The sequence below is a fragment of the Streptomyces sp. NPDC005648 genome (assembly GCF_040605395.1).
In the GTDB taxonomy this organism is placed as follows: Bacteria; Actinomycetota; Actinomycetes; order Streptomycetales; family Streptomycetaceae; genus Streptomyces.
Window position 1 is genome coordinate 57,174 of record NZ_JBEXCS010000029.1, and the last position, 24,008, is coordinate 81,181.

The 24,008-nt window shown below is 72.0% G+C and carries 20 protein-coding genes and 1 pseudogene; 8 read left to right on the forward strand and 13 right to left on the reverse strand.

The genetic code is table 11. The annotated features are described in order from the left end of the window. Positions 1 to 47 precede the first annotated feature (47 nt). A complete protein-coding gene (locus ABZT17_RS18895) occupies positions 48 to 563 on the forward strand; it encodes a hypothetical protein (RefSeq protein ID WP_356350263.1) in 516 nt (171 codons plus the stop codon). A gap of 84 nt (positions 564 to 647) precedes the next feature. On the opposite strand, the gene ABZT17_RS18900 is transcribed toward ABZT17_RS18895, so the two are convergent. Next, positions 648 to 3,170 (reverse strand): FG-GAP-like repeat-containing protein, encoded by a 2,523-nt coding sequence (locus ABZT17_RS18900; protein ID WP_356350265.1) that lies wholly within the window; start codon positions 3,168 to 3,170, stop codon positions 648 to 650. Between the two features lie 188 nt (positions 3,171 to 3,358). On the opposite strand from ABZT17_RS18900, the gene ABZT17_RS18905 reads away from it, so the two are divergent. Next, positions 3,359 to 4,702, forward strand: coding sequence for a polysaccharide lyase family 1 protein (locus ABZT17_RS18905; protein WP_356350268.1), 1,344 nt, complete (start codon positions 3,359 to 3,361; stop codon positions 4,700 to 4,702). Positions 4,703 to 4,770: 68 nt separating this feature from the next. Here ABZT17_RS18905 and ABZT17_RS18910 read toward each other — a convergent pair whose 3' ends face one another. From ABZT17_RS18910 to ABZT17_RS18920, 3 genes are all read right to left on the reverse strand, one after another. After that, positions 4,771 to 5,247 (reverse strand): hypothetical protein, encoded by a 477-nt coding sequence (locus tag ABZT17_RS18910; RefSeq protein WP_356350271.1) that lies wholly within the window; start codon positions 5,245 to 5,247, stop codon positions 4,771 to 4,773. Positions 5,248 to 5,317: 70 nt separating this feature from the next. Next, positions 5,318 to 7,036 (reverse strand): methionine--tRNA ligase, encoded by a 1,719-nt coding sequence (gene metG, locus ABZT17_RS18915; RefSeq protein ID WP_356350274.1) that lies wholly within the window; start codon positions 7,034 to 7,036, stop codon positions 5,318 to 5,320. A 137-nt stretch (positions 7,037 to 7,173) separates the two neighbouring features. Further along, on the reverse strand, positions 7,174 to 8,775 hold the full coding sequence (locus tag ABZT17_RS18920; RefSeq protein WP_356350277.1) for a VWA domain-containing protein: 1,602 nt from the start codon (positions 8,773 to 8,775) through the stop codon (positions 7,174 to 7,176). 229 nt (positions 8,776 to 9,004) lie between these two features. Here ABZT17_RS18920 and ABZT17_RS18925 point away from each other — a divergent pair, with 229 nt between their 5' ends. Next, on the forward strand, positions 9,005 to 9,448 hold the full coding sequence (locus ABZT17_RS18925) for a hypothetical protein (RefSeq protein ID WP_356350280.1): 444 nt from the start codon (positions 9,005 to 9,007) through the stop codon (positions 9,446 to 9,448). Between the two features lie 93 nt (positions 9,449 to 9,541). On the opposite strand, the gene ABZT17_RS18930 is transcribed toward ABZT17_RS18925, so the two are convergent. The 3 genes and pseudogenes from ABZT17_RS18930 to ABZT17_RS18940 all read right to left on the reverse strand — a co-directional run bounded on the left by ABZT17_RS18930 (position 9,542) and on the right by ABZT17_RS18940 (position 13,316). Next, positions 9,542 to 11,479 (reverse strand): FUSC family protein, encoded by a 1,938-nt coding sequence (locus ABZT17_RS18930; RefSeq protein WP_356350283.1) that lies wholly within the window; start codon positions 11,477 to 11,479, stop codon positions 9,542 to 9,544. Between the two features lie 28 nt (positions 11,480 to 11,507). Continuing rightward, positions 11,508 to 12,425, reverse strand: coding sequence for an endonuclease/exonuclease/phosphatase family protein (locus tag ABZT17_RS18935; protein ID WP_356350336.1), 918 nt, complete (start codon positions 12,423 to 12,425; stop codon positions 11,508 to 11,510). 149 nt (positions 12,426 to 12,574) lie between these two features. Further along, positions 12,575 to 13,316: pseudogene (locus ABZT17_RS18940) on the reverse strand (alpha/beta hydrolase). A 94-nt stretch (positions 13,317 to 13,410) separates the two neighbouring features. Here ABZT17_RS18940 and ABZT17_RS18945 point away from each other — a divergent pair. Then, entirely contained in the window at positions 13,411 to 14,739 is a 1,329-nt protein-coding gene (locus tag ABZT17_RS18945) for a PLP-dependent aminotransferase family protein (RefSeq protein ID WP_356350286.1), read from the forward strand. Here ABZT17_RS18945 and ABZT17_RS18950 read toward each other — a convergent pair. Both ABZT17_RS18950 and ABZT17_RS18955 read right to left on the reverse strand, forming a co-directional pair. After that, positions 14,718 to 15,311 (reverse strand): HAD family acid phosphatase, encoded by a 594-nt coding sequence (locus ABZT17_RS18950; RefSeq protein ID WP_356350288.1) that lies wholly within the window; start codon positions 15,309 to 15,311, stop codon positions 14,718 to 14,720. The two genes, ABZT17_RS18945 and ABZT17_RS18950, sit on opposite strands and share 22 nt — an antisense overlap. A 55-nt stretch (positions 15,312 to 15,366) precedes the next feature. Further along, positions 15,367 to 16,350 (reverse strand): hypothetical protein, encoded by a 984-nt coding sequence (locus tag ABZT17_RS18955; RefSeq protein ID WP_356350291.1) that lies wholly within the window; start codon positions 16,348 to 16,350, stop codon positions 15,367 to 15,369. A gap of 168 nt (positions 16,351 to 16,518) precedes the next feature. Here ABZT17_RS18955 and ABZT17_RS18960 point away from each other — a divergent pair, with 168 nt between their 5' ends. Beyond that, positions 16,519 to 17,076: an SH3 domain-containing protein gene (locus ABZT17_RS18960; protein WP_356350293.1), complete on the forward strand. Its 558-nt coding sequence runs from the start codon at positions 16,519 to 16,521 to the stop codon at positions 17,074 to 17,076. A gap of 69 nt (positions 17,077 to 17,145) precedes the next feature. Here the strand turns inward: ABZT17_RS18960 and ABZT17_RS18965 are convergent, their stop codons facing one another. Beyond that, on the reverse strand, positions 17,146 to 17,616 hold the full coding sequence (locus ABZT17_RS18965) for a hypothetical protein (RefSeq protein WP_356350296.1): 471 nt from the start codon (positions 17,614 to 17,616) through the stop codon (positions 17,146 to 17,148). 173 nt (positions 17,617 to 17,789) lie between these two features. Between ABZT17_RS18965 and ABZT17_RS18970 the strand changes: the two genes are divergently transcribed. The 3 genes from ABZT17_RS18970 to ABZT17_RS18980 all read left to right on the forward strand — a co-directional run bounded on the left by ABZT17_RS18970 (position 17,790) and on the right by ABZT17_RS18980 (position 21,458). Continuing rightward, complete coding sequence (locus ABZT17_RS18970; protein WP_356350299.1) at positions 17,790 to 18,980, forward strand: PP2C family protein-serine/threonine phosphatase; 1,191 nt, start codon at positions 17,790 to 17,792, stop codon at positions 18,978 to 18,980. Positions 18,981 to 19,049: 69 nt separating this feature from the next. Then, entirely contained in the window at positions 19,050 to 20,171 is a 1,122-nt protein-coding gene (locus tag ABZT17_RS18975; protein WP_356350302.1) for a hypothetical protein, read from the forward strand. 78 nt (positions 20,172 to 20,249) lie between these two features. Next, a complete protein-coding gene (locus ABZT17_RS18980; RefSeq protein WP_356350304.1) occupies positions 20,250 to 21,458 on the forward strand; it encodes a hypothetical protein in 1,209 nt (402 codons plus the stop codon). Between the two features lie 31 nt (positions 21,459 to 21,489). Here the strand turns inward: ABZT17_RS18980 and ABZT17_RS18985 are convergent, their stop codons facing one another. The 3 genes from ABZT17_RS18985 to ABZT17_RS18995 all read right to left on the reverse strand — a co-directional run bounded on the left by ABZT17_RS18985 (position 21,490) and on the right by ABZT17_RS18995 (position 23,950). Further along, the gene (locus tag ABZT17_RS18985; protein ID WP_356350306.1) at positions 21,490 to 22,728 is read right to left on the reverse strand and encodes an amidohydrolase; all 1,239 of its coding nucleotides are present in this window, start codon (positions 22,726 to 22,728) and stop codon (positions 21,490 to 21,492) included. A gap of 162 nt (positions 22,729 to 22,890) precedes the next feature. Beyond that, a complete protein-coding gene (locus tag ABZT17_RS18990) occupies positions 22,891 to 23,070 on the reverse strand; it encodes an NPP1 family protein (RefSeq protein WP_356350308.1) in 180 nt (59 codons plus the stop codon). Positions 23,071 to 23,197: 127 nt separating this feature from the next. Continuing rightward, a complete protein-coding gene (locus tag ABZT17_RS18995; protein WP_356350310.1) occupies positions 23,198 to 23,950 on the reverse strand; it encodes an NPP1 family protein in 753 nt (250 codons plus the stop codon). Positions 23,951 to 24,008 lie beyond the last annotated feature (58 nt).

Genomic DNA, 24,008 nt, shown 5'->3' on the forward strand with positions numbered 1-24,008 from the left:
CCGAGGGAGGAGCACAGAAGCCTGTCGTCTCATGGCGGACGTAGGGGATGACAGAGCAGGTGGAGGCCGCCCTCCGGGCCGCCGGTGAGGAGGAGGCCATGGGTTGGGCGATCGCGCTGTCGGCGCTGCTGATCACGGGGGCGGTCGTGGCGGCCGTAGCCCTGCGGCGGGCCGGGGAGCCCGAGGCCACCTCCCAGCTGGACGCGGAGGCCGAGGCCAACCGGTGGCTGATCCGGCTCGGCGCCGGCCTCATCCCGCCCGGCGCCACCGCCTGGGTGAGCGCGGGCGAGGAGGCCGGGCAGGCGCTGACCCGGGCCGCGGAGTGCCACCGCACCGCCCGCGCCCTCCTCGCCGAGGCCCGTACGGCGGCGGAGTACGAGCGGGTGACGCGGATGGCACGCGACGGGCTCGCGCACGTCCGCACGGCACGGCAGGCGCTGGGGCTCGCCGCGGACGCCCCGGCCCCCGCCGCCGTGGAACCGACTGAGCGAGTGCAGCAAGCCCTCCACGGGGCCTTCCTCGAAAACGGCTCGAACTCGACGACTGTTTCAGCCGCTCTTTGAGCCCTCCCGCGCGCCTTGCGGTTGTTCAGGGCAGAACCGCGTCCCGATAACCGTCACCGCTGAAGTCGAGCCCCAACCGTCATATCAGGAGAGGGACTTGTACGACTTCCAGCCCGTCGCGATCCGCACTCGGGCCCCGAACGACCCCTTCCCGTCACCCGAGTTGCGGTAGAGGTTCCCCGAGGTGTCCCGTGCGACCAGGTCCGCCTTCCCGTCGCCGGTGATGTCGCCGACGCCGACCACCGCGTTGTAGGACCCGCCCCATGAACCGAACAGCTTCACACGGGACTTGAAGGTGCCCTTGCCCGTCCCGTCGTAGCGGTAGAGGTTGTTGGAACCGTCCTGGGCCAGCAGATCGCCGATGCCGTCGCCGGTGATGTCGCCGACGCCGACGATCTTCTTGTAGCCCTTCCAGTTGGCGTACAGGCTCACCCGGGCCGACAGCCTGCCCGCGCCGGTGCCCTTGTAGAGGTAGACCGCGCCGGTGGAGGAGTTGCGCGCGACCAGGTCGGGCCGTCCGTCGCCGGTCAGATCGCCCGGTGAGGTCAGCACGTCGTACTGGTTCCAGCCGCTGCTGCCGAGGGTCGTGTACGACGTCGACGGCTTGAGGGCCGAGGAGCAGCCGGGCTTGTACAGGCGCAGGGCTCCGCTGCTCGGGCGGACCAGGACGTCGTTGCAGCGGTCGCCGCTGAGGTCGCCGAACGGGACGAACCTGGTGGTGGTGGCCCAGCCGGTGCCGGTGACCCTGCCGGAGAACGTGCCGGTGCGGGTGCCGAGTTGATAGGTCAGCCCGCCGGAGGAGTTGAGGGTGAGCAGGTCGCCGGCCCCGTCCGGACCGGCCGAGGTACCGCCGAAGTCATGGCCGACGGCGGCACCCCCGGTGACGGTGACCTTCCCGGAGGCCAGCTTCACGGCCGTGGCCGCGCCCTCCTGGGTGGCGCTCAGTGTCCAGGTCAGAGGGCCGTTGGGGGCGTAACTCCCGGATGCCGTACGGCCGTTCCAGCTCGCGGCGACCTTCAGGTCGGCGGTCGATCCGGTCAGCGTGCGCACTGTCCGCCCGGCCGTGTCGGTGAGGGCGAGCGACCAGGACGAGGTGGGCCGGCTGAGGGTCCAGGTGGGCGCCCAGGCGCTGCTCGCGGAGGTGGTGCCCTTGAGCGGGGCGCTCGCCGGGACGTCCGCGGAGCCGACGGCGAGCGCGGGCCAGGCGGTACGGCTGCCGAACAGTTGCCAGTTGGCGGCGGAACTGGTGGCGCCGGACCAGACGGCGCTCGCGCTGCCGTCCTCGCCGACACTGACCTGACCGAGGACGTAGGCGGCCGAGGAGCCCGGCAGCAGGGCGGGCGCGGTCCACTGGCCGTCGCTGCGCACCGACTCCACCAGTCCCCGCTTTCCGGCGACCTCCTGCGGCCACAGGGCGTGCACCGTGCCGTCGTCGGCGATGGCGGTGTCCCAGGCCTCGGGGACGTACGAGGTCGACAGGGTCTGCACGGCCGACCAGGTGCCGGTGGCTGCGTCGCGGGTGGCGGTGCGGGTGCCGTAGGTCGTGGTGTAGTCGACCCAGACGAGGGTCACGTCGCCGTCGGGGGCGATGAGCGGTTCGGGGGTCCCGGCGAGGCCGTCGGTGGGGGTGACCGTCTCCGGAGCGGACCAGGCGCCGTCGGCGGCGCGGCCGGCGGTGCGGATGGTCCCGTCCTCGGACTCGTCGGTGGCCTCGAAGGCGACGGTCGCGGTGCCGTCGTCCGCGGCGGTGACCTCGGGGTCGCTGATGGACTGGAAGACCGGGCTCGCGGCGGCCGGAGCGCTCCACGTGGCGGAGCCGGCCGCGCGGGAAGCCGTACGGACCGACGCGGAGGGGCCGTCGGTCTGCTTCCAGACGATGACGGTGGTGCCGTCGGAGGTGACGGCGACGCTCGGCGAGTGGGCCGAGTCGGCGCCGTCCGCGACCGTGTCGCTGACCTTCGCGGCCGCCGACCAGTCGCCGGTCGCGGCGTCGCGGGTGGCGGCGTAGATCTCCCACGGCACGGAGGAGTCCGGCGAGCGCACGCTCCACGCCGCGGTCAGCGTTCCGTCGGGGGCCTCGGCGAGGTCGACGCCGCCGTCGCCCCAGGCCGCGTCGGTGCCGACCAGTTCGACGGGCGCGGACCAGGCCGAGTGGTCGGCCGCGAGCACCGAGGTGACCACACGGCTGTCGAAGGGTCCGGCGCCGGGCGAGGTCTCGTCCGGATACTCCGTCCACAGCGCCGTCACAGTGCCGTCCGCCGAGGCGTGCAGCGTCACGGCGCCGCCCTCGTCCGGGGTGGTGGTGAGCAGGGCCGGCGTCCCCCAGGCGTCGCCGCCGGCCGGCCGGACGGCGGCGTACAGCTTGCGCTGGTTGCTGCCCTCGGCCGCGAACTGGTTCCACACCGCGACGACCGACCCGTCGGGCGTGGTGACAAGATCCTTGACCATGGTGGAGACGTCGGTGCCGGTGATGGCGGTGGCCGAGGTCCACGGGACGGCTGGAGCCGCCGCGGCCGCCGTCGGCAGCACGGCGCCGCCCGCCACCGTCAGTGCCACCGAGGAGATCGCGACCGCCAGCCGACGGCGCGACAGGGCGTATCTGCCCACGTGTAAGTCCCTCCTCGCGGGGGACCCATGCCCCCGCACAAGTGAACGAACTTTACCTGGTAAAAACTTCTGACGCCTCGGCAACCTCCCTTGTCCCGGTGGCTACTTGAGGACATGAGCGCCTCCATCGGTGCTCCATGAACCGCACATGTCCCACATGTCCCACCACCGTTCGTAAGGAATCCCCCGTGGCCTCTGCTTCCCACCGCCGGTCCCTCCGCAGGCGGCGCACGCTCGCCGTCTCCGCCGCCGTGGTGGCGGCCGGTGTCGGCGCCGGTGTCGTCGTGATGAACGCCAGTGCCGGGACCGTCGACCTGTACCACCAGACGCTCGCCGCGAAGGACGGCTGGGCCTCCTCCGGTTCGGGGACGACGGGTGGGGCGAAGGCCGACGCCGCGCACACCTTCACCGTCTCGACGCGGGCCCAGCTGGTGAAGGCCCTGGGCTCGGTGACCGCCACCACCCCCCGGATCATCAAGATCAAGGGCACCATCGACGCCAACACCGACAACAGCGGCAAGAAGCTGACCTGCGCCGACTACGCGTCCGGCACCGGCTACTCGCTCGCGTCGTACCTCAAGGCGTTCAACCCCTCCACCTACGGCCGCTCCAAGCTGCCCTCCGGCACCCAGGAGAAGGCGCGGGCCGCCGCGCAGACCAAGCAGGCGAAGAACGTCGTCTTCAAGGTGCCGGCCAACACCAGCATCGTGGGCGTGCCCGGCACCAAGGCCGGGATCACCGGGGGCATGCTGCAGATCCAGAAGGTCGACAACGTCATCGTCCGCAATCTGACCTTCTCCGCGACCCAGGACTGCTTCCCGCAGTGGGACCCGACCGACGGCGACAAGGGCAACTGGAACTCCCAGTACGACGCGGTCACCCTGCGCGGGGCGACCCATGTCTGGGCCGACCACAACACGTTCACCGACGCGCCGGGCCTCGACACCGCCGACCCGACGTACTACGGGCGCCAGTACCAGATCCACGACGGCGAACTCGACATCACCAAGGGCTCGGACCTGGTCACCGTCGAGCGCAACCGGTTCACCAACCACGACAAGACCATGCTGATCGGCAGCAGCGACAGCGACAGCACCGGCAAGCTGCGCGTCTCCATCCACCACAACGTGTGGAAGGGCATCGTGCAGCGCGCGCCGCTGGCCCGCCTCGGCCAGATCCACGTCTACAACAACTTCTACGACGTCACGGCGCTCAACGGCTACGACCTGCAGTACAGCATCAACTCCCGTGCGGGGGCCCAGGTTGTCGCGCAGGACAACTTCTGGAAGACCTCCGCGTCCCAGAAGGTCTCCAAGCTGTTCAGCGGCGACGGCACGGGCTCGATCGCGGGCAGCGGCAACCTGGTCAACGGCACGGTGACCAACCTCGTCGCCGCCTACAACGCGTCCTCGTCGAAGAAGATCAAGACGACGGTGAACTGGACTCCGACGCTCAAGGCGGGCCTTGAGACGTCCGCGAGGAACCTCCCGGCCGAGCTGGCGAAGACGACCGGCGCGGGAGTGCTCTCCTAGGGCCTTCTCCGGCGGCCCGGTCCGACCCGGAGCCCACGGAACGCCGGTGAGGACGAGGAGCGTGGGGCTCAGGTGTCGTACGAGCCGTCCCACGGTGGACCGAAGAAGAGGCGGTCCGGATAGAGCTCGGCCCAGGCCCCCTCCTCGTCCTCGCCGGTCACCAGCCCGAACACCACATTCTCGACCGTCACCCGGAACGGCCGTATCGCGATGTCCGTGTAGGAGCGGCGGGGCAGACTGCGCAGGAGCTTGGCCAGATGGACACGGGCGCGCTGCAGGACCGATCCCTCACCGTCCGGATCGCTCAGCTGCTCGGCCCAGGTGCCGGCACACCAGATCTCCGACTCGAGGTAGTTGCCCTCGAAGTCGAAGGTGTGCAGGACGGTGTAGAGACGTTTGTGCTCTTCCCAGCCGTGGTCGAGGCGGAAACCCTCGGGGAAGGCATAGGTGATCGACGCCAGGAACTGCCCTTCGGCGTACCGGCCGATGGACTCGGTCCGGCTCCGGGGCTCGTAGGCGATCGGGACGACTTCGGGCACTGCCATGGCCGAAATATACGGGGCTCGGAAGCCTGTTCGGCTTTCCGAGCCCCGTCTCTCACGGTTCCTACGCGTGTCACTGCTCCGGAGAGCCGCCGAAGCGCTCCTTGTACGTCTCCAGGTCCTCGTCCGTGAGCTTGGCGAACAGGACCGGCGGGACGGTGAAGGGGGTGCCGGCCGGGACGGCGGCGAGGGCGCGGGCCTCTTCGGCGGACACCCAGGTGGCCGAGTCGTTCTCCAGGGCGAAGGCCTGGCGCATGGCGGCCGAAGTCGTCGGGATGAAGGGCTCCGAGACCACCGAGTAGAGGTGGATCAGGTTCATCGCCGTACGCAGGGTGAGGGCCGCGCCGTCCTTGTCGGTCTTGATCTCCAGCCAGGGGGCCTTCTCCTCCAGGTAGGAGTTGCCCGCGGACCACAGGGCGCGCAGGGCGGCGGCCGCCTTGCGGAACTGGAGGGATTCCATGTGGCCCTCGTACTCGGCCAGCAGCTCGGCGATCTGCTCACCCAGCTTGGTCTCGGCCTCGCCGGGGGCGCTGCCCGCCGGGACCTCGTCCCCGAACCGCTTCTTCGAGAAGGACAGGACACGGTTGACGAAGTTGCCGAGGGTGTCGGCCAGGTCCTTGTTCACCGTCGCGGTGAAGTGCTCCCAGGTGAAGGACGAGTCGTCCGACTCCGGGGCGTTGGCGATCAGGAAGTACCGCCAGTAGTCGGCGGGGAGGATCTCCAGGGCCTGGTCGGTGAAGACGCCCCGCTTCTGGGAGGTGGAGAACTTCCCGCCGTAGTACGTCAGCCAGTTGAAGGCCTTGACGTAGTCGACCTTCTTCCACGGCTCGCGCACACCCAGCTCGGTCGCCGGGAACATCACGGTGTGGAAGGGGACGTTGTCCTTCGCCATGAACTCGGTGTAGCGGACGCTGTCGTCGACCTCGTACCACCAGGACTTCCAGTCCCGGTTCTCCGGGTCCAGGTCCGACCACTCCTTGGTCGCGCCGATGTACTCGATCGGGGCGTCGAACCAGACGTAGAAGACCTTGCCCTCCGCCGCCAGCTCCGGCCAGGTGTCGGCCGGGACCGGGACGCCCCAGTCCAGGTCGCGGGTGATCGCACGGTCGTGCAGGCCCTCGGTCAGCCACTTGCGGGCGATGGAGGAGGCCAGCTGCGGCCAGTCCTCCTCGTGGCGGGAGACCCACTCCTCGACCTCGTGCTGCAGCTTGGACTGGAGCAGGAAGAGGTGCTTGGTCTCACGGACCTCCAGGTCGGTGGAGCCGGAGATCGCCGAGCGGGGGTTGATCAGGTCGGTCGGGTCCAGGACGCGGGTGCAGTTCTCGCACTGGTCGCCGCGGGCCTTGTCGTAGCCGCAGTGGGGGCAGGTGCCCTCCACATAGCGGTCCGGGAGGAAGCGGCCGTCGGTGGGGGAGTACACCTGGCGGATCGCCCGCTCCTCGATGAAGCCGTTCTCGTTGAGGCGGCGGGCGAAGTGCTGGGTGATCTCGACGTTCTGCTGGGAGGAACTCCGGCCGAAGTAGTCGAAGGCGAGCGCGAAGCCGTCGTAGACCGCCTTCTGCGCGTCGTGCGCCTGCGCGCAGAACTCCGCCACGGGCAGGCCCTGCTCCTTCGCCGCCAGTTCGGCGGGGGTGCCGTGCTCGTCCGTCGCGCAGATGTAGAGGACCTCGTGGCCGCGCTGGCGGAGGTAGCGGGAGTACACGTCCGCCGGGAGCATGGACCCCACCATGTTGCCCAGGTGCTTGATTCCGTTGATGTACGGAAGGGCGCTGGTGATGAGGTGTCGAGCCATCGGGGGCTGCTCCCAGGTCGGGTCGTCTTGTTTTGCGAACCTTGAAATGGTAGCGGACATGGGTGGGCCGCCCGCTTCCCGTTCTGAAGGGTGGGAAGGGGCGGCCGCGGGGTGGGTGATGCGGGTACCTGCGGGTACTACGGGCGCCAGTCGATCAGTACGCCGTCGTAGAGCTCGGCGTCCGTGAGCTCCTTCGGGGTCGGGCCCGCGTGGAAGAACGCCGTGTTGTCGGTCTTCAGCTTGCGGAGGTAGTCGAAGGCCTTGTTGTCGTGGTCGCCGAACGCGACGAAGGAGAAGAAGACGGAGGGGTGGGTCTTCGCGGCGTCCGTGAGGGCCTGGGTGGCGGGGGTCTTGGCGTCCGGGGCGCCGTCGGTCTGGAAGACGACGAGGGCGGGGGTGCCGGGGTTGTCGGCGGCCACGTTCTTGTCGTAGTGCGCGAGTACGGCTTCCACGGCGGCGTGGTAGCTGGTACGGCCCATCCGGCCGAGGCCGGCGTGCGCGTCGTCGATCGCGGTGTCGGAGGAGGCCGGGGTGAGGTCGGTGGTGCCGTCGAGTTCGGTGGAGAAGAAGACGACGTGCACGGAGGCGTTCTCGGCGCCGCCGGGGTCGAGGTGCTCGGCGAGGGCGAGGGTCTGGTCGGCCAGGGCCTGGGCCGAACCGTCCTTGTAGTACGGCCGCATGCTCGCGGAGCGGTCGAGGACGAGGTAGGTCTTGGCACGGGTGCCGGCGAGGTTGGCTTTGGCGAGGGCGGTGGCGGCGGGCCCCGCGGGCTCGGCACTTTCGGCGGCGGGCGCGAGCGGTTCCGGCAGGACGGCCTCGTCTTCGCCTTCGCCGTCCGTGTTCCCACCCGCCCCACCCGTGCTGCTTTCGTCGTCGGCCGCGGGTGCCGACGCCTCCGCGGCAGCGGCAACAGGTTCGGGCTGCGGCTCCGGCTCCGGTTCTACGACTGCCTCGGGCTCGGGCTCCGGGGCGGCAACCGGCTCGGGCTCCGGCTCGGAATCCGTTACGACCGCCGCCTCAGGGGCGGTCTCTGTGCCGGCCTCGGGCTCCGGCTGCGTGGTCTCTTCGGGAGCGGGGGGCTCCTCGGCCGTCACGGGCTCGGCGACGGGCTCTTCGGCCGCCTCCGGCTCGGGCGTCGGCTCCTCGGCCACAGCCTCGGTGTCCGCCTCGGCCACCGGCTCCGGCTCCGGGGAGGCTTGCGCGACCGGCTGCGCGGCCTCGGGCTGGGGAGTGGTCTCGACGGCGGTCTCGGTCTCGGTCTCCGCGGCCTGCGGGGTCGCCGGGTCCGCCTCGGTCTCCGGTTCCTCGACCGCCTCGGCCTCGGCCTCCGCAGCCGGCGCCGGCTCCTCCACCACCGGCGCGGTCTCGGTGACCGTCTCCGGCTCCTCGGCCACCGCCTCCGGCTCGGTCTTCGGCTCCTCGGTGACCGGCTCCGCCGTATCCGTCACCGTCGGCTCGACCGCCTCCGGCGCAGCCGTGTCCCCCGGCTCCGTCGGCCTCGGTACCGTCACGTTGTTGAACGCGGCCGAGACCAGCTCGTGCTCGTTCTTGGTGGACTCGGAAGTGGCCGCTCGCGGCTCCGGGACCTGCGCGGATGCCGTCGGCTGAGGCTCGGTGGACGGTGCGGGGACGGTCGGTTCCGAGGTCCGCGAAGAGGTTCGGTCCGCACCCTCTGCTTCGGTGGCACGCCCCTTGCGTGACCTGCCGAATGCGTTCCGCAGGAGAGTGAGAATGCCCATGTGCGCAATCCTTCGCGTGAGTTGAAGGCCGTCAATCCCTGGCCAGGGCGGACACGTAAGGTTAGCGGCCCCGGATGGCGATCTTGGGGAGGGTTGGTCTGCCCGGCCCACTCTCCTTCCGACCACGCACCCCCGCGGCTCCGCGTCCCGATCGCGAGACGTAGCATGACGCCGCCGAGCCGCGAGAAGGCGCGAAAAAAGGGGGGCCTGTCCTGTGGCAGGTGGCGCTGTGATCATTCCGTTCCTGGCGTTCGTTCTGGCCATTCCGCTGGCGATGCTCTCGTACGCGGTGGGGAAAAAGACGTCCGCGAAGATGGGCCTGCTGTTCGCCGCGGTCCTGATCGGCATGCCCGCTGTGCTGGTGATCGCCCCGCTCATCGGCCGAGGCGGCGCCTCCGGACCGTCGCCCCGCATCGTCTACGGGAACCCGTACGAGCCCGGCTCGATCGCGGACGCCCAGTACAAGCGCGGCTACGACTTCGCAGCCGCTCTCGTCCAGCGAGGGGAGAACCCGGGATCCGGCATGGCGGACGACGTCTCTCGCTGGTGCAAGGACCGGCTGAGGCCGGCGGCGGGTTTCAAGGGCGAGGTCACCGAGGCGGTGATGCAGGGCTGCGTCTGGGGATCCAACCAGCGCTCCGCACCTCCGTCGGATGCGCAGTCCGCGCCGTGAGGCCGGCCCAGGTGCTCAGTCACCACGTGTGACTCGAAATGTGGCCGGCTCAGAGTAGGAGGCCGACCGTCGGAACTCCTCGGGGGCGGCGGATCAGTGGGGCGAGGCGATCGCCCGGGCCGCCGCCACCTCCTGGCGCAACGGCTCCAGCACACTGCCCGCGGGTCCCGTGAGGTCGGTGCGGACCGGGTACAGGACCTCCGTGTCCCTCAGGCCCTCGGCCAACTCCCGCAGCTGGAAGGCGACATGGCCGATCTCGGCCGTGGAGGGCTCCGCCGCCCCGTGCCGCACCCGCACCCGCGCCGCCGTCGTCGCGTCCACGATGCGCTCCACCGCCACCACCAGCGGCAGCCACGCGGCGGCCCGGCGTCCGGTGGGCGGCGGCTCGGTCAGGGCGCGCTGGAACTCCGTACGGATGACGGACAGATCGCGGTAGAGGCGGCGGCGCATCCGGGCGCGGGCGGACGGTTCGGTACCGTCGCCGAAGGCGGACTCGACATAGCGGGCGGTGTCGGCGACGGCGTCTGCGAGGCGGTCGCCGACCCGGGTGTGCCAGCTCTCCGGCCAGAGCAGATAGCCGGCGACCAGCGCGATTCCGCAGCCGATCAGGGAGTCCACCAGCCGGGGCAGGAGCAGGGCCGTGCCCTGGTGGTTGAGGATGTCGGACAGGAGCAGGATCACGGGCGTGATGGCGGCCGTCTGGTAGCCGTAGCCGCGCGGGGTGAACGCCGGGATCAGCGGCGCGAGCACCAGCATCACCGGTACGTCCCACCAGCCGCGCGGTACCGCCGAGAGCACCGCCGCCGCGATCACCAGCCCCGCGACCGTCCCCAGCGCCCGCAGCAGCGCCCGGGAGAAGACCGAGCCGAAGTCCGGCTTCATGACGAAGGTGATGGTCAGCGCCACCCAGTAGGAGCGCGGCACCGGCACCATCGACACCAGCGCCTGGGCCAGCCCGATGCACAGGGCCAGCCGCAGGCCGTAGCGCCAGGAGTTGGCGGAGAGGACCACATTGCGGGCCGCCCGGGCGGTACGGATGGAGAGGGCGGCCGGGCGGCCGAGGCGGTCGTCGATACCGCGTGGGTCCACGTCCGGCGCGGTGACCACCGCGGCCGCGTGGCGCAGGGCGTGGTCGACGGCGCGGGCGGTCTCGGTGGTCGGCACGGGAAGCCGCAGCCCTATCGGGCCGGTGTAGCCGGTCTCGACGGCCTGCGCGAGATGGCGTACGGCCTCGGGGACTTCGGCGGGCATCGGGACACCGCTCAGCTGGGCGGCGGGGGCGGCCTCCATCACCGGGGTGATGGCGTTCAACTGGGCCAGCAGCCGGGTGAGTTCGCCGCTGCGGCCGTGGTGGCGGGCGCGCCGGGCGAGGACCAGGTCGTACGACTGGTTCAGGGACTGGGTGACGGCGTGGCGCGCGGTGTCGTACTCCTCCCGGGCGCAGGCGGCGAGGAGGTCGGCCGCCTTCCGGTAGGTGTCCGCGACCGCCGCCCGCTCCGGCACCCCGCCCCGCAGCGGCCAGGCGAGCAGCGCGAGCAGCAGGACGAGGAGCCCGCCGCCGGACATCAGGACTGGCGCCAGCCACCACTCGCCCGGCATCGGAAGCCCGGCGCCCACCACGGAGTTGAGCAGCAGGAGCAGCCCCGACACGGAGGCCACCGCCCCGATCGTCGAGATCATCCCGGAGACCAGCGCGACGGCCGTGACGGTGGCGACGGCGATCCATCCCTGTCCGTACACCAGCGAGCCCAGGGTCACCCCGACGGCGCCGAAGAGCTGGGGGATCGCGATGTTCAGGATCCGCATCCGGTACGCGTCGGCGGTGTCGCCGATCACACCGGAGAGGGCGCCCATGGAGGCGAGGGCGCCGTAGGCGGGTTTGCCGACCGCGAGGCCGATGACGAGGGGGAGGGTCATGGCGACGGCGGCCCGGGCCACCGCGGCCCGGTTGACGGGTGGTGTCTGCTGCGGTCGGAGGTTCCTCACCAGCCAGTCGGGAGGAGTGAGGCCGATGGGGAACTCGCGGGACATGGGCCCATTATGGGCAACCCCGTCCGGCTCATCCCCGCTGGTGGAGCGTGAGGTCCACGAGCAGCGCCCGGTGGTCGGTGTCCGCCAGACGGAGGAAGCGGGCGCTGTCCGCCGAGAAGTCCTCCGACACCAGGACGTGGTCGATCTGGGCGCCGAAGTAGGGGGTGGTGCGGGCCGGCCAGCTGGGGGTGCGGTCGTGCCCGGCCAGACGGGCGGAGTCACGCAACCCGGTGTCCAGGACGCGGCGGAAGGCCGCGTGGTCCTGGGAGGCGTTGAAGTCGCCGGCCAGGATCAGCGGGGTGGTGGTGCGGGTGACGGCCCGTGCGGCGTCGCGCAGCCGGCCCAGTTCACGGCGCCAGACGCCGACCTGGCCGGGCAGCGGGGGCATCGGGTGCGCGAGCTGGAGCCGTACGGGGTGGCCGTGCACGTCGGCCACGGCCGCGGGCATGCCCATCTCGCCGGGCACCGGGTCCAGGCCCCGGAGCGGGAAACGGCTGAGGACGACCGACCCCGAGGAGCCGCCCGCGACGACGGCCTGGCGGTACGGGTAGTCGGCGCCGACGTCCCGGCGCAGGGTCGCCTGGCAGGTGTACTCGCACTCCTCCACGAACACGATGTCGGGCTGGTGCGCGCGGATCCGGGGGACGAGGGCGTGCGTGCCGCGCCCGAACTCGACGTTCGAGGTGAGGACTCTGACCTCGGCGAGCGCGGGGCCGCCGGGTTCGCCGGTCTTCCCGTACGGCTCGATGAACCAGGCCAGGACGGCGAGCACCAGGAGCGACCAGAGGATGCCGGGGCGCCAGCGGGCCAGGAGGGCGAGGAGCAGGGCCAGCGCCGCGGGGGCCAGTAGCCAGGGCAGGAAGGCGAGGAGCTGGGGGACGGGGGTGAGGGCGTCGGTGTCGGCCGCGCGGCAGCCGGCGAGCACGCTGAGGCCGGCCAGCAGCAGCCCCGCGCACCAGGCGCCGAGCCGCCGAAAGGGACCCCGGCGCGGATCCGGGCCTCGCCGGGTGCTGCCGCCCCCGGACCCCCGCGTCGGGCCCGAAGGGACCTCGTCCTCGAACGCCGGGCGGGCTGGGTGAGTCACACATCAGGAGATTACGGGCGCGCGTCGATTCCCGCCAGGAACCGCCCCAGCACCTCGTTGAACTCCCCCGGCTTCTCCAGGTTCGGCATATGGGCCGCCCCCTCGACGACACAGAGCGTCGACCCGGGCAGCGCGGCCCGCATCGCCTCCGCGTCCGGTACCGGTGTGTACGTGTCCTCGGCCCCCACGACCACCAGCGCCGGCACCGCCACCCTTGTCAGCAGGTCGCGGTAGTCGGGGCGGGCCGCCCGGGCGCGCAGGGCCGCCGCCGCGCCCTCGGGTGAGGTGGAGGTCATCATCCGGTGGACATGGGCCTTGACCGGGGCGTCGGCCCAGGGGGCGACCATCTTCTCCAGGACCTCGTCGGCGTACCCGCGCATGCCCTCCCGCAGCAGGCGGTCCGCCAGGGCGTGGCGGGCGCGCGCCCTGCGGGGTCTCGGCGGCCGGGAAGGTGTCGGCGAGGACCAGGCCCCGGACCCGGTCGGGGAACTGCCGGTAGCAGTCCATAGCGATCTGGCCGCCCATGGAGAGCCCGGCCAGGACGAAGCCCTCCACCCCGAGACCGTCCAGCTCCGCCACGACGTCCTGCGCGAACTGTTCGAAGGACCCGACGGGCGGGTACCGCGGTGGGACGCCGTAGCCGCGCAGATCGGGGGCGATCACCCGGCGGGTGGGGGAGAAGGCCTCGATCTGCGGGTTCCACATGGTGTGGTCGAAGGGATGGCCGTGGACCAGTACGAGAGGGACTGCCATGAGGGGGACCCTAGGGCGGCCCGACTTCTCGGTGCAATAAGATCTTTTCCTTCGGTGCAATGGCAAGAGCCGGAAAACCAGGGGGAATTGATACATGGACGCGTACCGCCGTATCGCCGACCGAATAGCCGCCGACATCGCCTCCGGGCGGCTGCGGCCGGGTGAACGGCTGCCCCCGCAGCGGAAGTTCGCGCGACGGCACGGGATCGCCGCCTCGACGGCCGAGCGGGCGTACGGCGAACTCGTGCGGCGCGGGCTGGTGGTGGGGGAGGTCGGACGGGGGACCTTCGTACGGGCCGCGGCGGCGGTCCCCCTCGGGCGTTCCCTCGTCGAGGCGGCGACCACCGGCCCCGTGAACCTGGAGCTCAACTACCCTTCCGCGCCCGGCCAGTCGGAGCTGCTCGCGCCGGCCCTCGCCCCGCTGCTGCGTCCCGACGTCCTCACCGACGCGCTGCGCCCCGCCCCGGCCGACGGCACCGCCGCGGCCCGTGAGGCGGTGGCCGGACTCCTCGCCACCCCGGGCTGGCGGCCCTCACCGGAGCGGCTCCTCTTCACCGGCAACGCCCGCCAGGCCATCGCCGCGGCTCTGGCGTCACTGGTCCGGCCCGGCGGCCGGGTCGGGGTGGAGGCGCTGACGTATCCGCTGGTCAAGGAGATCGCGGCGCGGCTCGGAATCGTGCTGGTGCCGCTGGAGACCGACGCGGAGGGGGTCCGGCCGGAGGCTGTCGCCGGCGGGCGGCTGTCCGCGCTGTACGTGCAGCCGGCCCTGCACAACCCGACCTCGGCCATCATGGGGGAGCACCGGCTGGCACAACTGGCCGAGGTGGTCGGGGAGTTGGCGCTGCCCGTCGTCGAGGACCGCATCTGGTCCTTTCTCGGCCGGCCCGCCCCTGATCCCCTCGCCGCGCTCCTCCCCCACCTCACCCATGTCGTCGACGGGCTCTCCAAGCGGGTCGCGCCCGGGCTCACCGTCGGCTTTCTCGTCGTACCGGAGCGGCGGGTGGAGGCGGTGGCGGGCGCGGTGCGCTCCGGGGGGTGGAGTGCGGGGCGGTTCGCGCTGGAGGCCGGGGTGCGGTGGGTCGAGGACGGGACCGTGGGGCGGCTGGTGGCGGCCAAGCGGGCGGACGCGGCGCGGCGGCAGCGGCTGGTCGAGGAGTGTCTGCGCGGTTTTCGCGTACGGGCCGATCCGCACGCCTACTTCGCCTGGTGGGAGCTGCCGGCGCCGTGGCGCGCCGACACCTTCACGGTCGCCGCGGCCGCGCAGGGGATCGCCGTCACACCCGGCGGCGCCTTCGCCGTGGGTGGGCGTCGCACCCCGGACGCGGTGCGGCTCGGACTCGCGTCCGCGGCGCCGCCCGAGCTGGAGCGGGCGCTGCGGACGCTGGCCGCGCTGGCCGGGAGTCAGTCCAGCAGGCCGTCGTAGTCGGGGAGCTTGTAGGTCGTGTCGGCGTAACCGCCGGACAGGTCCGTGGTGTTGTTGCCGATGTTGGCGACGATGTCGTAGCCCTTCGCCTCGATTGCCTTGCGCTGCGCGGTCTTGAAGTCCGCGACGGACAGGGTGATCAGGTCGCCGAGGGAGCGGGCGTAGAGGCCGTCCACGGTGTAGCCGACCGTCTGCAGGTTGGACTGTGTCTCCAAGTTGATGATGTCGGTGCGGGCGGTGACGAAGAAGACGCTCACGCCCTTGGCGTGGGCGTCCTGGGCGAGGGCGAGGACCGGGGCGGTGGCCGGGGTCGGGTAGCCGCCCTCGAAGTGGCTGGCCAGTGCGGTGTTGTCGATGTCCAGCACGATCGCGAGCTTGACGCCGGAGGCCTTGGTGGCGGCGCGGGAGTCGATGTAGGTCTGTGCGGGGCCGGTGACCGCGGCCACGTCGGACAACCACTGGGCCTCGGTGACGGTCGAGTCGGCGGCCTGCGCGGGCAGGGCGGCGGCGAGCGACAGGACGACACCGGCGGCGGCCGCGGCGGCGCCGCGACGGGGGGTGAGACGGATCATTGTGGGTGAACTCCTCGAATCACGCGAACCGCCGGTCCCGTACCGGCGGCGATCGTCATCCGATGCTGCTGGGGCCCGGAGTGGACCGGGTGACCCCTGAGGAATCAGCGGATGACGCTCTCGTCATGCCCAGGTCAATAAGCTGGGAATCCAGAGGCAACTCACAGGCTTTCAGCTGCTGTTGACGTGCTGTCAGATAGCCGCTCAACCAGGCCGTCAGCGCCACCGCCAGCCCCAGCGCGACCAGCAGCCAGGAGGCCTCGCGCAGGGTCTCGGTGAGGGCGTCGTAGATGGCGCCCGCGGCCGGCCGGCGGGCCGGTTCGGGCAGATCGGCGAGGGTGAGACGGCGGCCGATGGCGACGGCCAGCGCGAGCAGACCGCCGCCGAGGGCCGTGCCCAGGCCCGTCGCGGTGAGGGCGCGACGGCGGCGGGCGGCGACCGCGATACCGGCGAGGGCGAAGACGACCGAGGCCGACGGCAGCCAGAAACCGGCTACTTCCAGCACGTGGAACCCCTTCCGGAGGCGGTCCAGTTCCTGGGCCGGGAGAACGTTGACCGCCGTGTGCTGGACCGGGATGCGGCCCGCCAACGGCATGTGCTGATCGGTCAGCTGACGCTTGACCTGGGCGGTGACCGGAGCGAGGTCCACGGTCACCTCGTGCTCCCTGTCGTCGCGCAGGGCGTGCAACACGGCATCGTGGAAGACGCGGTTGGCGGCGTCCCAGGCGGCACGGAAGGCCTCCGTGCGGGTGAAGGAGCGGACCGCGTCATGCACGTAGGGGCGGACCACCGAGGGCAGGGCGCGCATCGGACGGGCGTCGGCGCGGGCCTCGACCTCGTCCATGACCTGGGCGCCGACGGTGTCCGCGACCACGCCCTGCACCGCCGGGTCGGCGGCCAGCGGCGCCATCGTGGCGACATAGCTGCCGGTGTCGGCGAGGTCGTACGCCGCCCAGGCCGCGAGCGCGCCGCACGGCGCGAGCAGACAGGCGAGGGCGATGAGAGCGGCCGACAGGCCGCTCCTGAGGCGGGTACGCACCCCTCCAGGCAAGGCGCCGGAAGCGCGCGGCGCGAGCGGGAGGACCGCATATGGGCCCATCCGGGCGGGAAAACGCGTCCGAACGAGGGCTGAACTGGGGATACGGCCCTCCGGTGGAGGCTTCACCCGAACGGGTGTCTCATGGTGCTGGGGAGAAGGAGGCCGATCATGCGCACCACTCCGGCCCTGCGGACCCTGGCCGCCGCCCTGCTCACCGGTGGCACGCTCGTCGCCGCCGCGGCGGGCACCACGGCGGCGGCCGCCATCCCGACCACCGCGCCGGCGTACGCCGACGGTCATGGTGGCGGATCCGGCAGTCCGATCTGGGGCACCATCGTCTCCCGCACCGCGCTGAACGTACGGGCGGGACCCACCGTCAACTCGGCCGTCGTGGACCAGCTCTCACCCGGCAGTCAGGACCGTGTCCAGTGCAAGGTCCGGGGACAGAGCGTCGACGGCAATCCGTACTGGTACTGGCTCGTCGGCGCCCAGGGCTGGGTGAGCGCCGAGTTCGTGGACACCGGCGGCCAGTGGGTGCCGACCTGCGCGGACCCCTGTCCGCAGTGGCGGGACGGCAACTGGACCAACGCCGACTGGAACGATCCGAGCTGGAGCGACGGCTCCTGGGCCGTCTCCGGTTCCGTCTCCTTCAGCATCTCGGGCTCGTGGAGCTGGAGCGCGACCGGGACCTCGGCGAGCTCCTGGTCCTGGCAGCCCGTGTGGTGACCGACGGAAGGTGAGGGAACGGGTGGGCCCCGGCCGGATCGGCCGGGGCCCACCCGTGCGCGCCGCCCGCTAGCGGACGCGCTTTCCCGCAGCGTCCTCGCGCGTGTAGTAGCGGTAGAAGAAGACCAGGAAGACACCCGCCGTCACGGCCACGCCCAGCGCCACCGACCGCAGCACCGACTCGCCGGTCTGGCTGTAGAGGAAGCCGACCGAGGCGCCCGCGAAGCCCGACTTCACCAGCGAGTGCAGCTCCCGCTTCAGCAGCGGGGCGAAGGTCGCGACCGCGATGCACAGCACGATGAACACGGCCGCGGTGACAAAGCCGAACAGGATGTTCCAGCCGGTGATCTCCCCGCCGCCGCGGCGGTTGGCGGCCGCCCAGAAGCCGTAGACGAGTCCGAGGACCACGGGAATGCCGTACCGCCCGACCAGATGGACCCGCTCGTCGAACAGATCGGGTGTCCGGGTGGGCCGCGCCGCCCGGTTCTCCCGGACCTTCCCCATCATCCCGCCACCATGCGCGGGAGCCGCTTGAGCCATGGGACCACTCCTCTCACACCGCCCCTGCTCTCCAGAGCACACCTGGGGAGGGTCCGTGGCAAGTCGACGGGGCCCCCGATTCCCGTCGGGGCGCGGAGGGACTTCGCGTCGGGACGCGGAGGGACTTTCCGTCGGGATGCGGAGGGACAGGGTGCCGTGTTTCGCTGGCCCGTATGAACGCCCTGAGGGGGCGCGGCAGACTCGCAACGACGCCGATCGGCATCCCGGACCGGGCACAACTGCTGCGGGTACGGGGAAGAAGCGTCGCCTGGATTCCCCCGCTCCTCCTCCTCGCCACCATCACCCTGGTCGACTTCAACACGACCGGCCGCTTCCGGATCATCTCCTGGATCGTCCTGGTCCCCGGTATCGCCGCGGCCATCTGCGGCGTCTGCGGCACCGCCGCCTTCGCCGTCCTCTCCGTCATCACCTACGTCCTCGCCGACCACGCCTGGCCGCACCAGTACCAGACCGGCCTCCCCGACTTCATCCTCGTCGTGGTGGGCGGCACGCTCGCCGTCCTCGCCTGCGCGGTCCGCGTCCGCGGCGAGCGCAGAACGCTGCACATGCGGGACGTCGCCGAGACCACCCGCCGCACCGTGCTGCGCCCCCTCCCCACGGGCTGGGGCGGTCTCGAACACGCGGCCGTCTATCTCGCCTCCGACGTCGAGGCCCGGGTGGGCGGCGACTTCTACGACATCCAGCCGGGCCCGCACGGCACCCGCGTCCTCGTCGGCGACGTCCAGGGCAAGGGCCTCGGCGCGGTGGAGGCGGCCGCGGCCCTGCTCGGCACGTTCCGGGAGGCCGGCTACCACGAGGCGGAGCTCACCACGATCGCCGAGCGCCTGGAGATCCGTATGCTCCGCCACCGCGGTCACACCGCCGCCCTCGGCCGCGAGGACGGCGACCGCTTCGCCACGGCCGCCCTGCTCGGCTTTCCCGACGACGCCCCGGCCGCGGTCGACGTCGTCCTCTTCGGCCACGACCCCCCGCTCATCGTCGCCCCCGACGGTGTACGGCAACTGCCGCCCGGCGACGGCCTCCCGCTCGGCCTCGGCGAACTCACCGGTGACGGCCCGCCGTCGGCCCGCCGGTTCGCCCTGGCCCCCGGCGAGACCCTTCTGCTCACCACCGACGGTGTCACCGAGGCCCGCGACGGCACCGGCGCGTTCTACCCCCTCGCCGACGACGTCGCCCACGCGCTCGCCACCGACCCCCGCACCGCCGAACCCCGCCGCCTGGTCGACCTCGTACGCGACCGCACCCTGCGCCACTGCGGCGGCAGGCTCGCCGACGACACGACGGTCTTCGCGGTACGGCGGCTGCCGGGCGGGCCGTCGGGAAGCGGACGATTGACGTCCTGAGGCACACCTTTGCAGTGGCAGCCGTTACGGTGCTGAGGTACGTGATCGACGGGGGATGGGGAGGGACCGATGCCAGGAACCGTGCTGCTGCTCGCCGCCGCCCCGGCGGGCAAGGGGTGCCTGGTGGACGCGGCCTCCGTGCTTCCCGTCCTCGCGGCGGTGCCGCCCGCCGTGCTGGCCGGCACCGAGACGGCGAACGTCGTCGAACTCGCCGACCCGCTGGAGCCGCAGGCCGTGCTGACCCGGCTGCGCGCGGCCGCGGGGGCGCCCGGGCCGCTCACCGTCTTCGTCGCCGGACAGCTCCAACTCGACCGGCGTCAGCGGCTGCCGCATCTGGCGCTGGCGCGCACGACACCGGCGACGGTGCGTTACACCGGGTTTCCCTGGGCCTGGTTCAAGGAGGAGCTGCGGCTGCGTCCGCCCGGCTCGACGACCCTGTTCCTCGATCTGCACGCGGACCCGGAGACCTGGGAGTGGCTGGGGGCGAACCCCCTCGACTCCGGGTACACCAGCGCGGTCTACGGGCGGATCGTGCCGCCGAGCGGGCGGCGGGGAGTGGCCGTGCCGACGTACATGAAGACGGTCGCGACGATCCTGCGGAGCGGATGGCGGCCGCCGGTCGAGCAGTTGCACCAGCAGGCGTTGGCGCGGATCGCCAACGAGCCGGTCGGCATCGTGCTGAGCGTGCCCGGGATTCCCCCCGTCGCCGCCCCCAGACCCCCGTCCCGGCCCGGACCGCCTCGTCCGCAGGCGCCGGACCCGCTGGGGAGCGATCCCCACGCCGTCATCTCGGCCGCCGTTCAGGAGGGGCGTCACCCCGACGCCGACGCGCTGGCCGCCCAGCACGAGCGCGCCGCCGTGGAGATCCATGGACCCGGCGCCGAACAGGCGTTGCACTGGGCCGAAGTCCGGGCGGATCTGGCCATGCTGGCCGGGGACCCGGTGCGCAGTTGCCGGGCCTGGATGCTGGTGGCGTTGGCCCGGCTGTCGGCGGGGCAGCCCGTGGACGCGCCGGAGGTCGAGGCGGCGGTGGACCGGGCGCATCACCAGTGGGGGCAGATCCGGGACGTCGAGGAGGCCCGGCGGACCGGGCCCGCGCTGGCCGATCTGCGCTCGAGGGTGCCGGGCAGGCGCCGGGGCGCGCTGGACCATGTCCGGCGGCAGCTGCGGCAGTTGCAGACGCAGAGCTGACAACGAACCGACAACTCCCCCCAGACCCACCCCCCCAGACGCACCCCCCCAGACGCACCCCCCACCGGAAAGGCACCCATGGCTCGCGTTGCCGTCATCACCGCGCCGAACATCGGATACCGCAACACCGGAATGGTGACCGTCGACCTGGCCTTCGAGTCGCTGCGGCGGAGGATGGGCGAGGGGATCGACGCGTCCTGGTACACATTGCACCCGCCGGAGACCGTGGAGCTGCGGCCGTGTGCGCGGGGCACCGACTTCCCGTTCCGGTTCCGGTCCCTGATCGACCATGTCGACGAGGTCCGCGACCACGACGCCGTCGTCTTCTGGGGGGACTTCCTGCACACCCGCCACTATCTGGCGCAGGACGCGACGAACCGTCTCCTCGACTTCGGCTTCGCCGCCGACCGTGCGGGCGCCCGCGCGATCCTGAACCGCACGCTGCTCCTGGCCGACCAGCCGGACGACGTGCTCGCGCGCACCCTCAGCTACGGCGGCACGATCCTGCACAACTCCCAGTCCGACTACGAGGACAAGGAGTTCGGCCCGCTGTTCCAGCGTCTGGTGACCCGCAGTCACCGCATGTGGATGCGCGACCCGGTCTCGGCGGCCCGGGTCGCCCACTTCCGCGGCGAACCGGGCACCGAGCACTGGGGCTCGGACGCGGCACTGCTCTCCCGCCCCGGCGACCTGGACCAGCTGCCGACGACGGCGTGGTCCGAGGAGGCCCCGGGGGCGATCGGTGTCTTCCTGGGCTCCCGCACCGAGATCCCCGCCTGGCTCCCGGGCTTCTGCCGCACCCTGTCCGACCGCTTCGGCGCCCCGCTGGAGTGGCTGCCCTGGTTCGACCGGGACCTCCCGCCGCAGGCCGGACCGGTCCCGGTCCGCCCCGGCGAGCACACCCTGGGCGATCTGCTCGGCGTCCTGCCCCGCTACCGGCTGGTCATCACGGACACCTACCACCTGATGGTCAACTCCTGGGGCGCGGGCACCCCGGTGGTGTGCGTCGGCGCCCCCGAGCCGGTCCCGACGACCGACGACGACTATCTGACGCTGAGCGAGGTGAAGAAGCACGTGTTCCACATGGCGTACGACGCGGGCGACTTCTCTTTCTCGACCGTCCCCGGCACCCCCGAGTACCAGGAGCGCCGCGTCGACCGTCTCGTCCACCTGGTCGAGGGCGGCGGCGCCGACACGGTCGCGGCCCGTATCCGCGCCCACGCCGACCGCTCGGAGGCGGCCTTCACCCACACCCTCACCGAACTGCTCCGACCGGACGCCCCATAGTCCCCTGGGCCCGCCGGTCCCCCGGGTCCTCTCAGGCCGCCAGATACTCCAGCGCCCCCGACACCAGCGTCCGTACGCCCGGTACGACCGTCGCGAGGTCGGGGGCGAAGTGCGGGCTGTGGTTGCTGGGCACGGCCAGGAACTTCGCCATCAGGTCGTCGCCGTCGGCCGCGTCCCAGACCTCGGCCGAGGTCGTCGTGACGAACCAGTAGGAGTACGGGATCCCGCCCCGCGCCAGCCGCGGGAAGTCCTCGCTGCCCATCACCGGGCCGAAGTCCAGCACGGTTCCCGCGCCGAGCACCTCCTCGTGCACGGCGGCGATGCGGCGGTCGGTGTCGGCGTCGTTCATGGTCACCGGGAAGGTGGCGCCCACGCTCACCTCGGGCTCCCGCGGGCATCCGGCGGCGAGCGCCTCCCCGGCCGCGATGCGCCGGATCGCGGCCAGCATCCGCTCGCGCACCTCGTCGGACTGGGTGCGCAGATTGAGGGCGATACGCGCCTCGGCCGGGATGATGTTGTGCCGGCTGCCGGCCTCGATGCGGCCGACGGTGAGTACGGCGGACTCGCGGGCGGCGATCTCGCGGGAGACGACGGTCTGCAGCCGGGTGACCAGGTAGGCGGCGGTGACGACCGGGTCGACGGTGGTCTCGGGCCGCGAGCCGTGGCCACCGCGGCCGTGTATGACGATGTCGATGTCGGTGGAGGCCGACATGATCAGGCCCGGCGAGTGGGCGTAGAAGCCGACCGGCCCGGGTGCCGCGTGCTGCCCGAGCAGCACGTCCGGCCGCCCGAACCGCTCGTACAGCCCGTCCGCGACCATCCGCTCGGCGCCCTGCCCGGTCTCCTCGGCGGGCTGTCCCACGACGATCAGGGTGCCCTGCCAGGTGTCCCGCCCGGCGGCCAGCGCCTCGGCGGCGCCCGCGAGCCAGGTGACGTGCAGATCGTGTCCGCAGGCGTGCATCACCCCGGGGGTCCCGGAGGCGTACGGCAGCCCGGTCTCCTCCTGTACCGGCAGCGCGTCCATGTCGGCGCGCAGGAGGACGGTCGGGCCGTCGCCGCGCCGGAGCACGCCCGCGACCCCGGTGCCGCCGATGCCCTCGGCCGTCTCGTAGCCGGCCTTGCGCAGACGTTCGGCGAGCCGTCCCGCCGTGCGGTGCTCCTGGAGCGAGAGCTCGGGGTTGCGGTGCAGGTCGCGGTAGAAGTCCTCCAGGTCGGGGACCGGGAGGCCGGCGGTGAGGTCGAGGGCGGTGCGCGCGGCGGCAGAGGTCATTCCCGCAGCGTACGCAAGGCGGCCGCCGACGGGAGGGGGATAGTCACCGTCGACGGCCGCCGTCTGTGCGGGGGCGGGCCTACTCCCGGGCGCCCCACGGCCCGAAGGGGATGCCGGCCGGCTTGGCCTGGTTCAGGGTGGACTCGAAGGCGCCGTTCTTGATCATGAAGCCGGCGTCGGGTCGCCCTGGTCCTTCTCGAAGAGGTGGCCGGTCCGGCAGCCGCCGGTCATCGAGCCGCTGGGACGCAGACCTCCGTTGACGGTCCCGTCCGGGCCGATCGCCGAGGAGGGGAAGCAGGAGTCGCTGTCGTAGTCGAAGTGCGGGATGAAGGCTCGGAACATGCTTGGTCTCTCCCGTTGCGAAGTGCGGTTCGCACACCGGCGACGCGGCGTGACGAGACGAGACTCGCAACGGGAGAGTTGATCGACAGCTCCCTTCCACCAGGGCGATCAATCCCTGGCGGGCCGGTCAGGCGTACGGGTCGAAGGCGATCCCGCTCGGCTTCGCCTTGTTCAGGTGGTCGTCGAACCTGGAGTCCTGGAGGGGGAAGTTCGCGTCGCCCCAGTCGGAGGCGTTGAGGATGTCGCGCAGGTTGGACGGCAGGTTCTCCCAGGTGAGCAGGTTCTCCTGGTGCCAGGCGCCGTCGTCGTTCTCCGGGGTCTCGCCCCACTTGGCGAACCGGAAGTCATGGGTGCTCAGACCGTCCTTGTGGTAGACGACCTGGACGCGCTGGCCGCTCATCGGCACGTCGGCGACGGCCTCGGTCTCGAAGTTGCCGTGCTGGGAGGCGGACAGGTACGACGGGGTGGAGTCGCCCTGCTTGACCCAGACGACGATGCACTCCCAGTCGTGGCGGTGGCCGATACCGGGGGAGGCCTCGTCCTTCTCGAAGTAGCTGGCGTAGATGGTCCCGCACCAGCCGTTGTTGCACTTGGTCCGCGAGTAGGTGTTGGCGTGGTCCAGATGACCGGTGCGGCAGCTCCCGGTGATCGCGCCGGTCGGCTTGAGGCCGCCGTTGAGGTTGCCGCTCGGGTCGATCGCGGCGGCCGGGTAGCAGGCGTCGGTGTCGTAGTCGTAGAGCGGCTCGAAGTTCTTCTCGTACGTCGTCGCGTTCTCGGGCAGGTTCTGCAGCACGCCCGCGTGGGCACTGCCGGCGAGGCCGACGGCGAGGACGGCGGCGCTGCCCGCCACGGCGGCGGCTCTGGCCAGACGGTGGGGCATGGGGGGCTCCAGTCGACGGAGGGCTCGACCCGGACATGACATCCAGGCGCCCGAAGAC

Coding starts and splice junctions, on each gene's coding strand:
- ABZT17_RS18895 (WP_356350263.1), top strand. CDS start 48: ATGACAGAGCAGGTGGAGGCCGCCCTCCGGGCCGCCGGTGAGGAGGAG.
- ABZT17_RS18910 (WP_356350271.1), bottom strand. CDS start 5,247: ATGGCAGTGCCCGAAGTCGTCCCGATCGCCTACGAGCCCCGGAGCCGG.
- metG (WP_356350274.1), bottom strand. CDS start 7,036: ATGGCTCGACACCTCATCACCAGCGCCCTTCCGTACATCAACGGAATC.
- ABZT17_RS18920 (WP_356350277.1), bottom strand. CDS start 8,775: ATGGGCATTCTCACTCTCCTGCGGAACGCATTCGGCAGGTCACGCAAG.
- ABZT17_RS18930 (WP_356350283.1), bottom strand. CDS start 11,479: ATGTCCCGCGAGTTCCCCATCGGCCTCACTCCTCCCGACTGGCTGGTG.
- ABZT17_RS18945 (WP_356350286.1), top strand. CDS start 13,411: ATGGACGCGTACCGCCGTATCGCCGACCGAATAGCCGCCGACATCGCC.
- ABZT17_RS18950 (WP_356350288.1), bottom strand. CDS start 15,311: ATGATCCGTCTCACCCCCCGTCGCGGCGCCGCCGCGGCCGCCGCCGGT.
- ABZT17_RS18960 (WP_356350293.1), top strand. CDS start 16,519: ATGCGCACCACTCCGGCCCTGCGGACCCTGGCCGCCGCCCTGCTCACC.
- ABZT17_RS18965 (WP_356350296.1), bottom strand. CDS start 17,616: ATGGCTCAAGCGGCTCCCGCGCATGGTGGCGGGATGATGGGGAAGGTC.
- ABZT17_RS18970 (WP_356350299.1), top strand. CDS start 17,790: ATGAACGCCCTGAGGGGGCGCGGCAGACTCGCAACGACGCCGATCGGC.
- ABZT17_RS18975 (WP_356350302.1), top strand. CDS start 19,050: ATGCCAGGAACCGTGCTGCTGCTCGCCGCCGCCCCGGCGGGCAAGGGG.
- ABZT17_RS18980 (WP_356350304.1), top strand. CDS start 20,250: ATGGCTCGCGTTGCCGTCATCACCGCGCCGAACATCGGATACCGCAAC.
- ABZT17_RS18985 (WP_356350306.1), bottom strand. CDS start 22,728: ATGACCTCTGCCGCCGCGCGCACCGCCCTCGACCTCACCGCCGGCCTC.
- ABZT17_RS18990 (WP_356350308.1), bottom strand. CDS start 23,070: ATGTTCCGAGCCTTCATCCCGCACTTCGACTACGACAGCGACTCCTGC.
- ABZT17_RS18995 (WP_356350310.1), bottom strand. CDS start 23,950: ATGCCCCACCGTCTGGCCAGAGCCGCCGCCGTGGCGGGCAGCGCCGCC.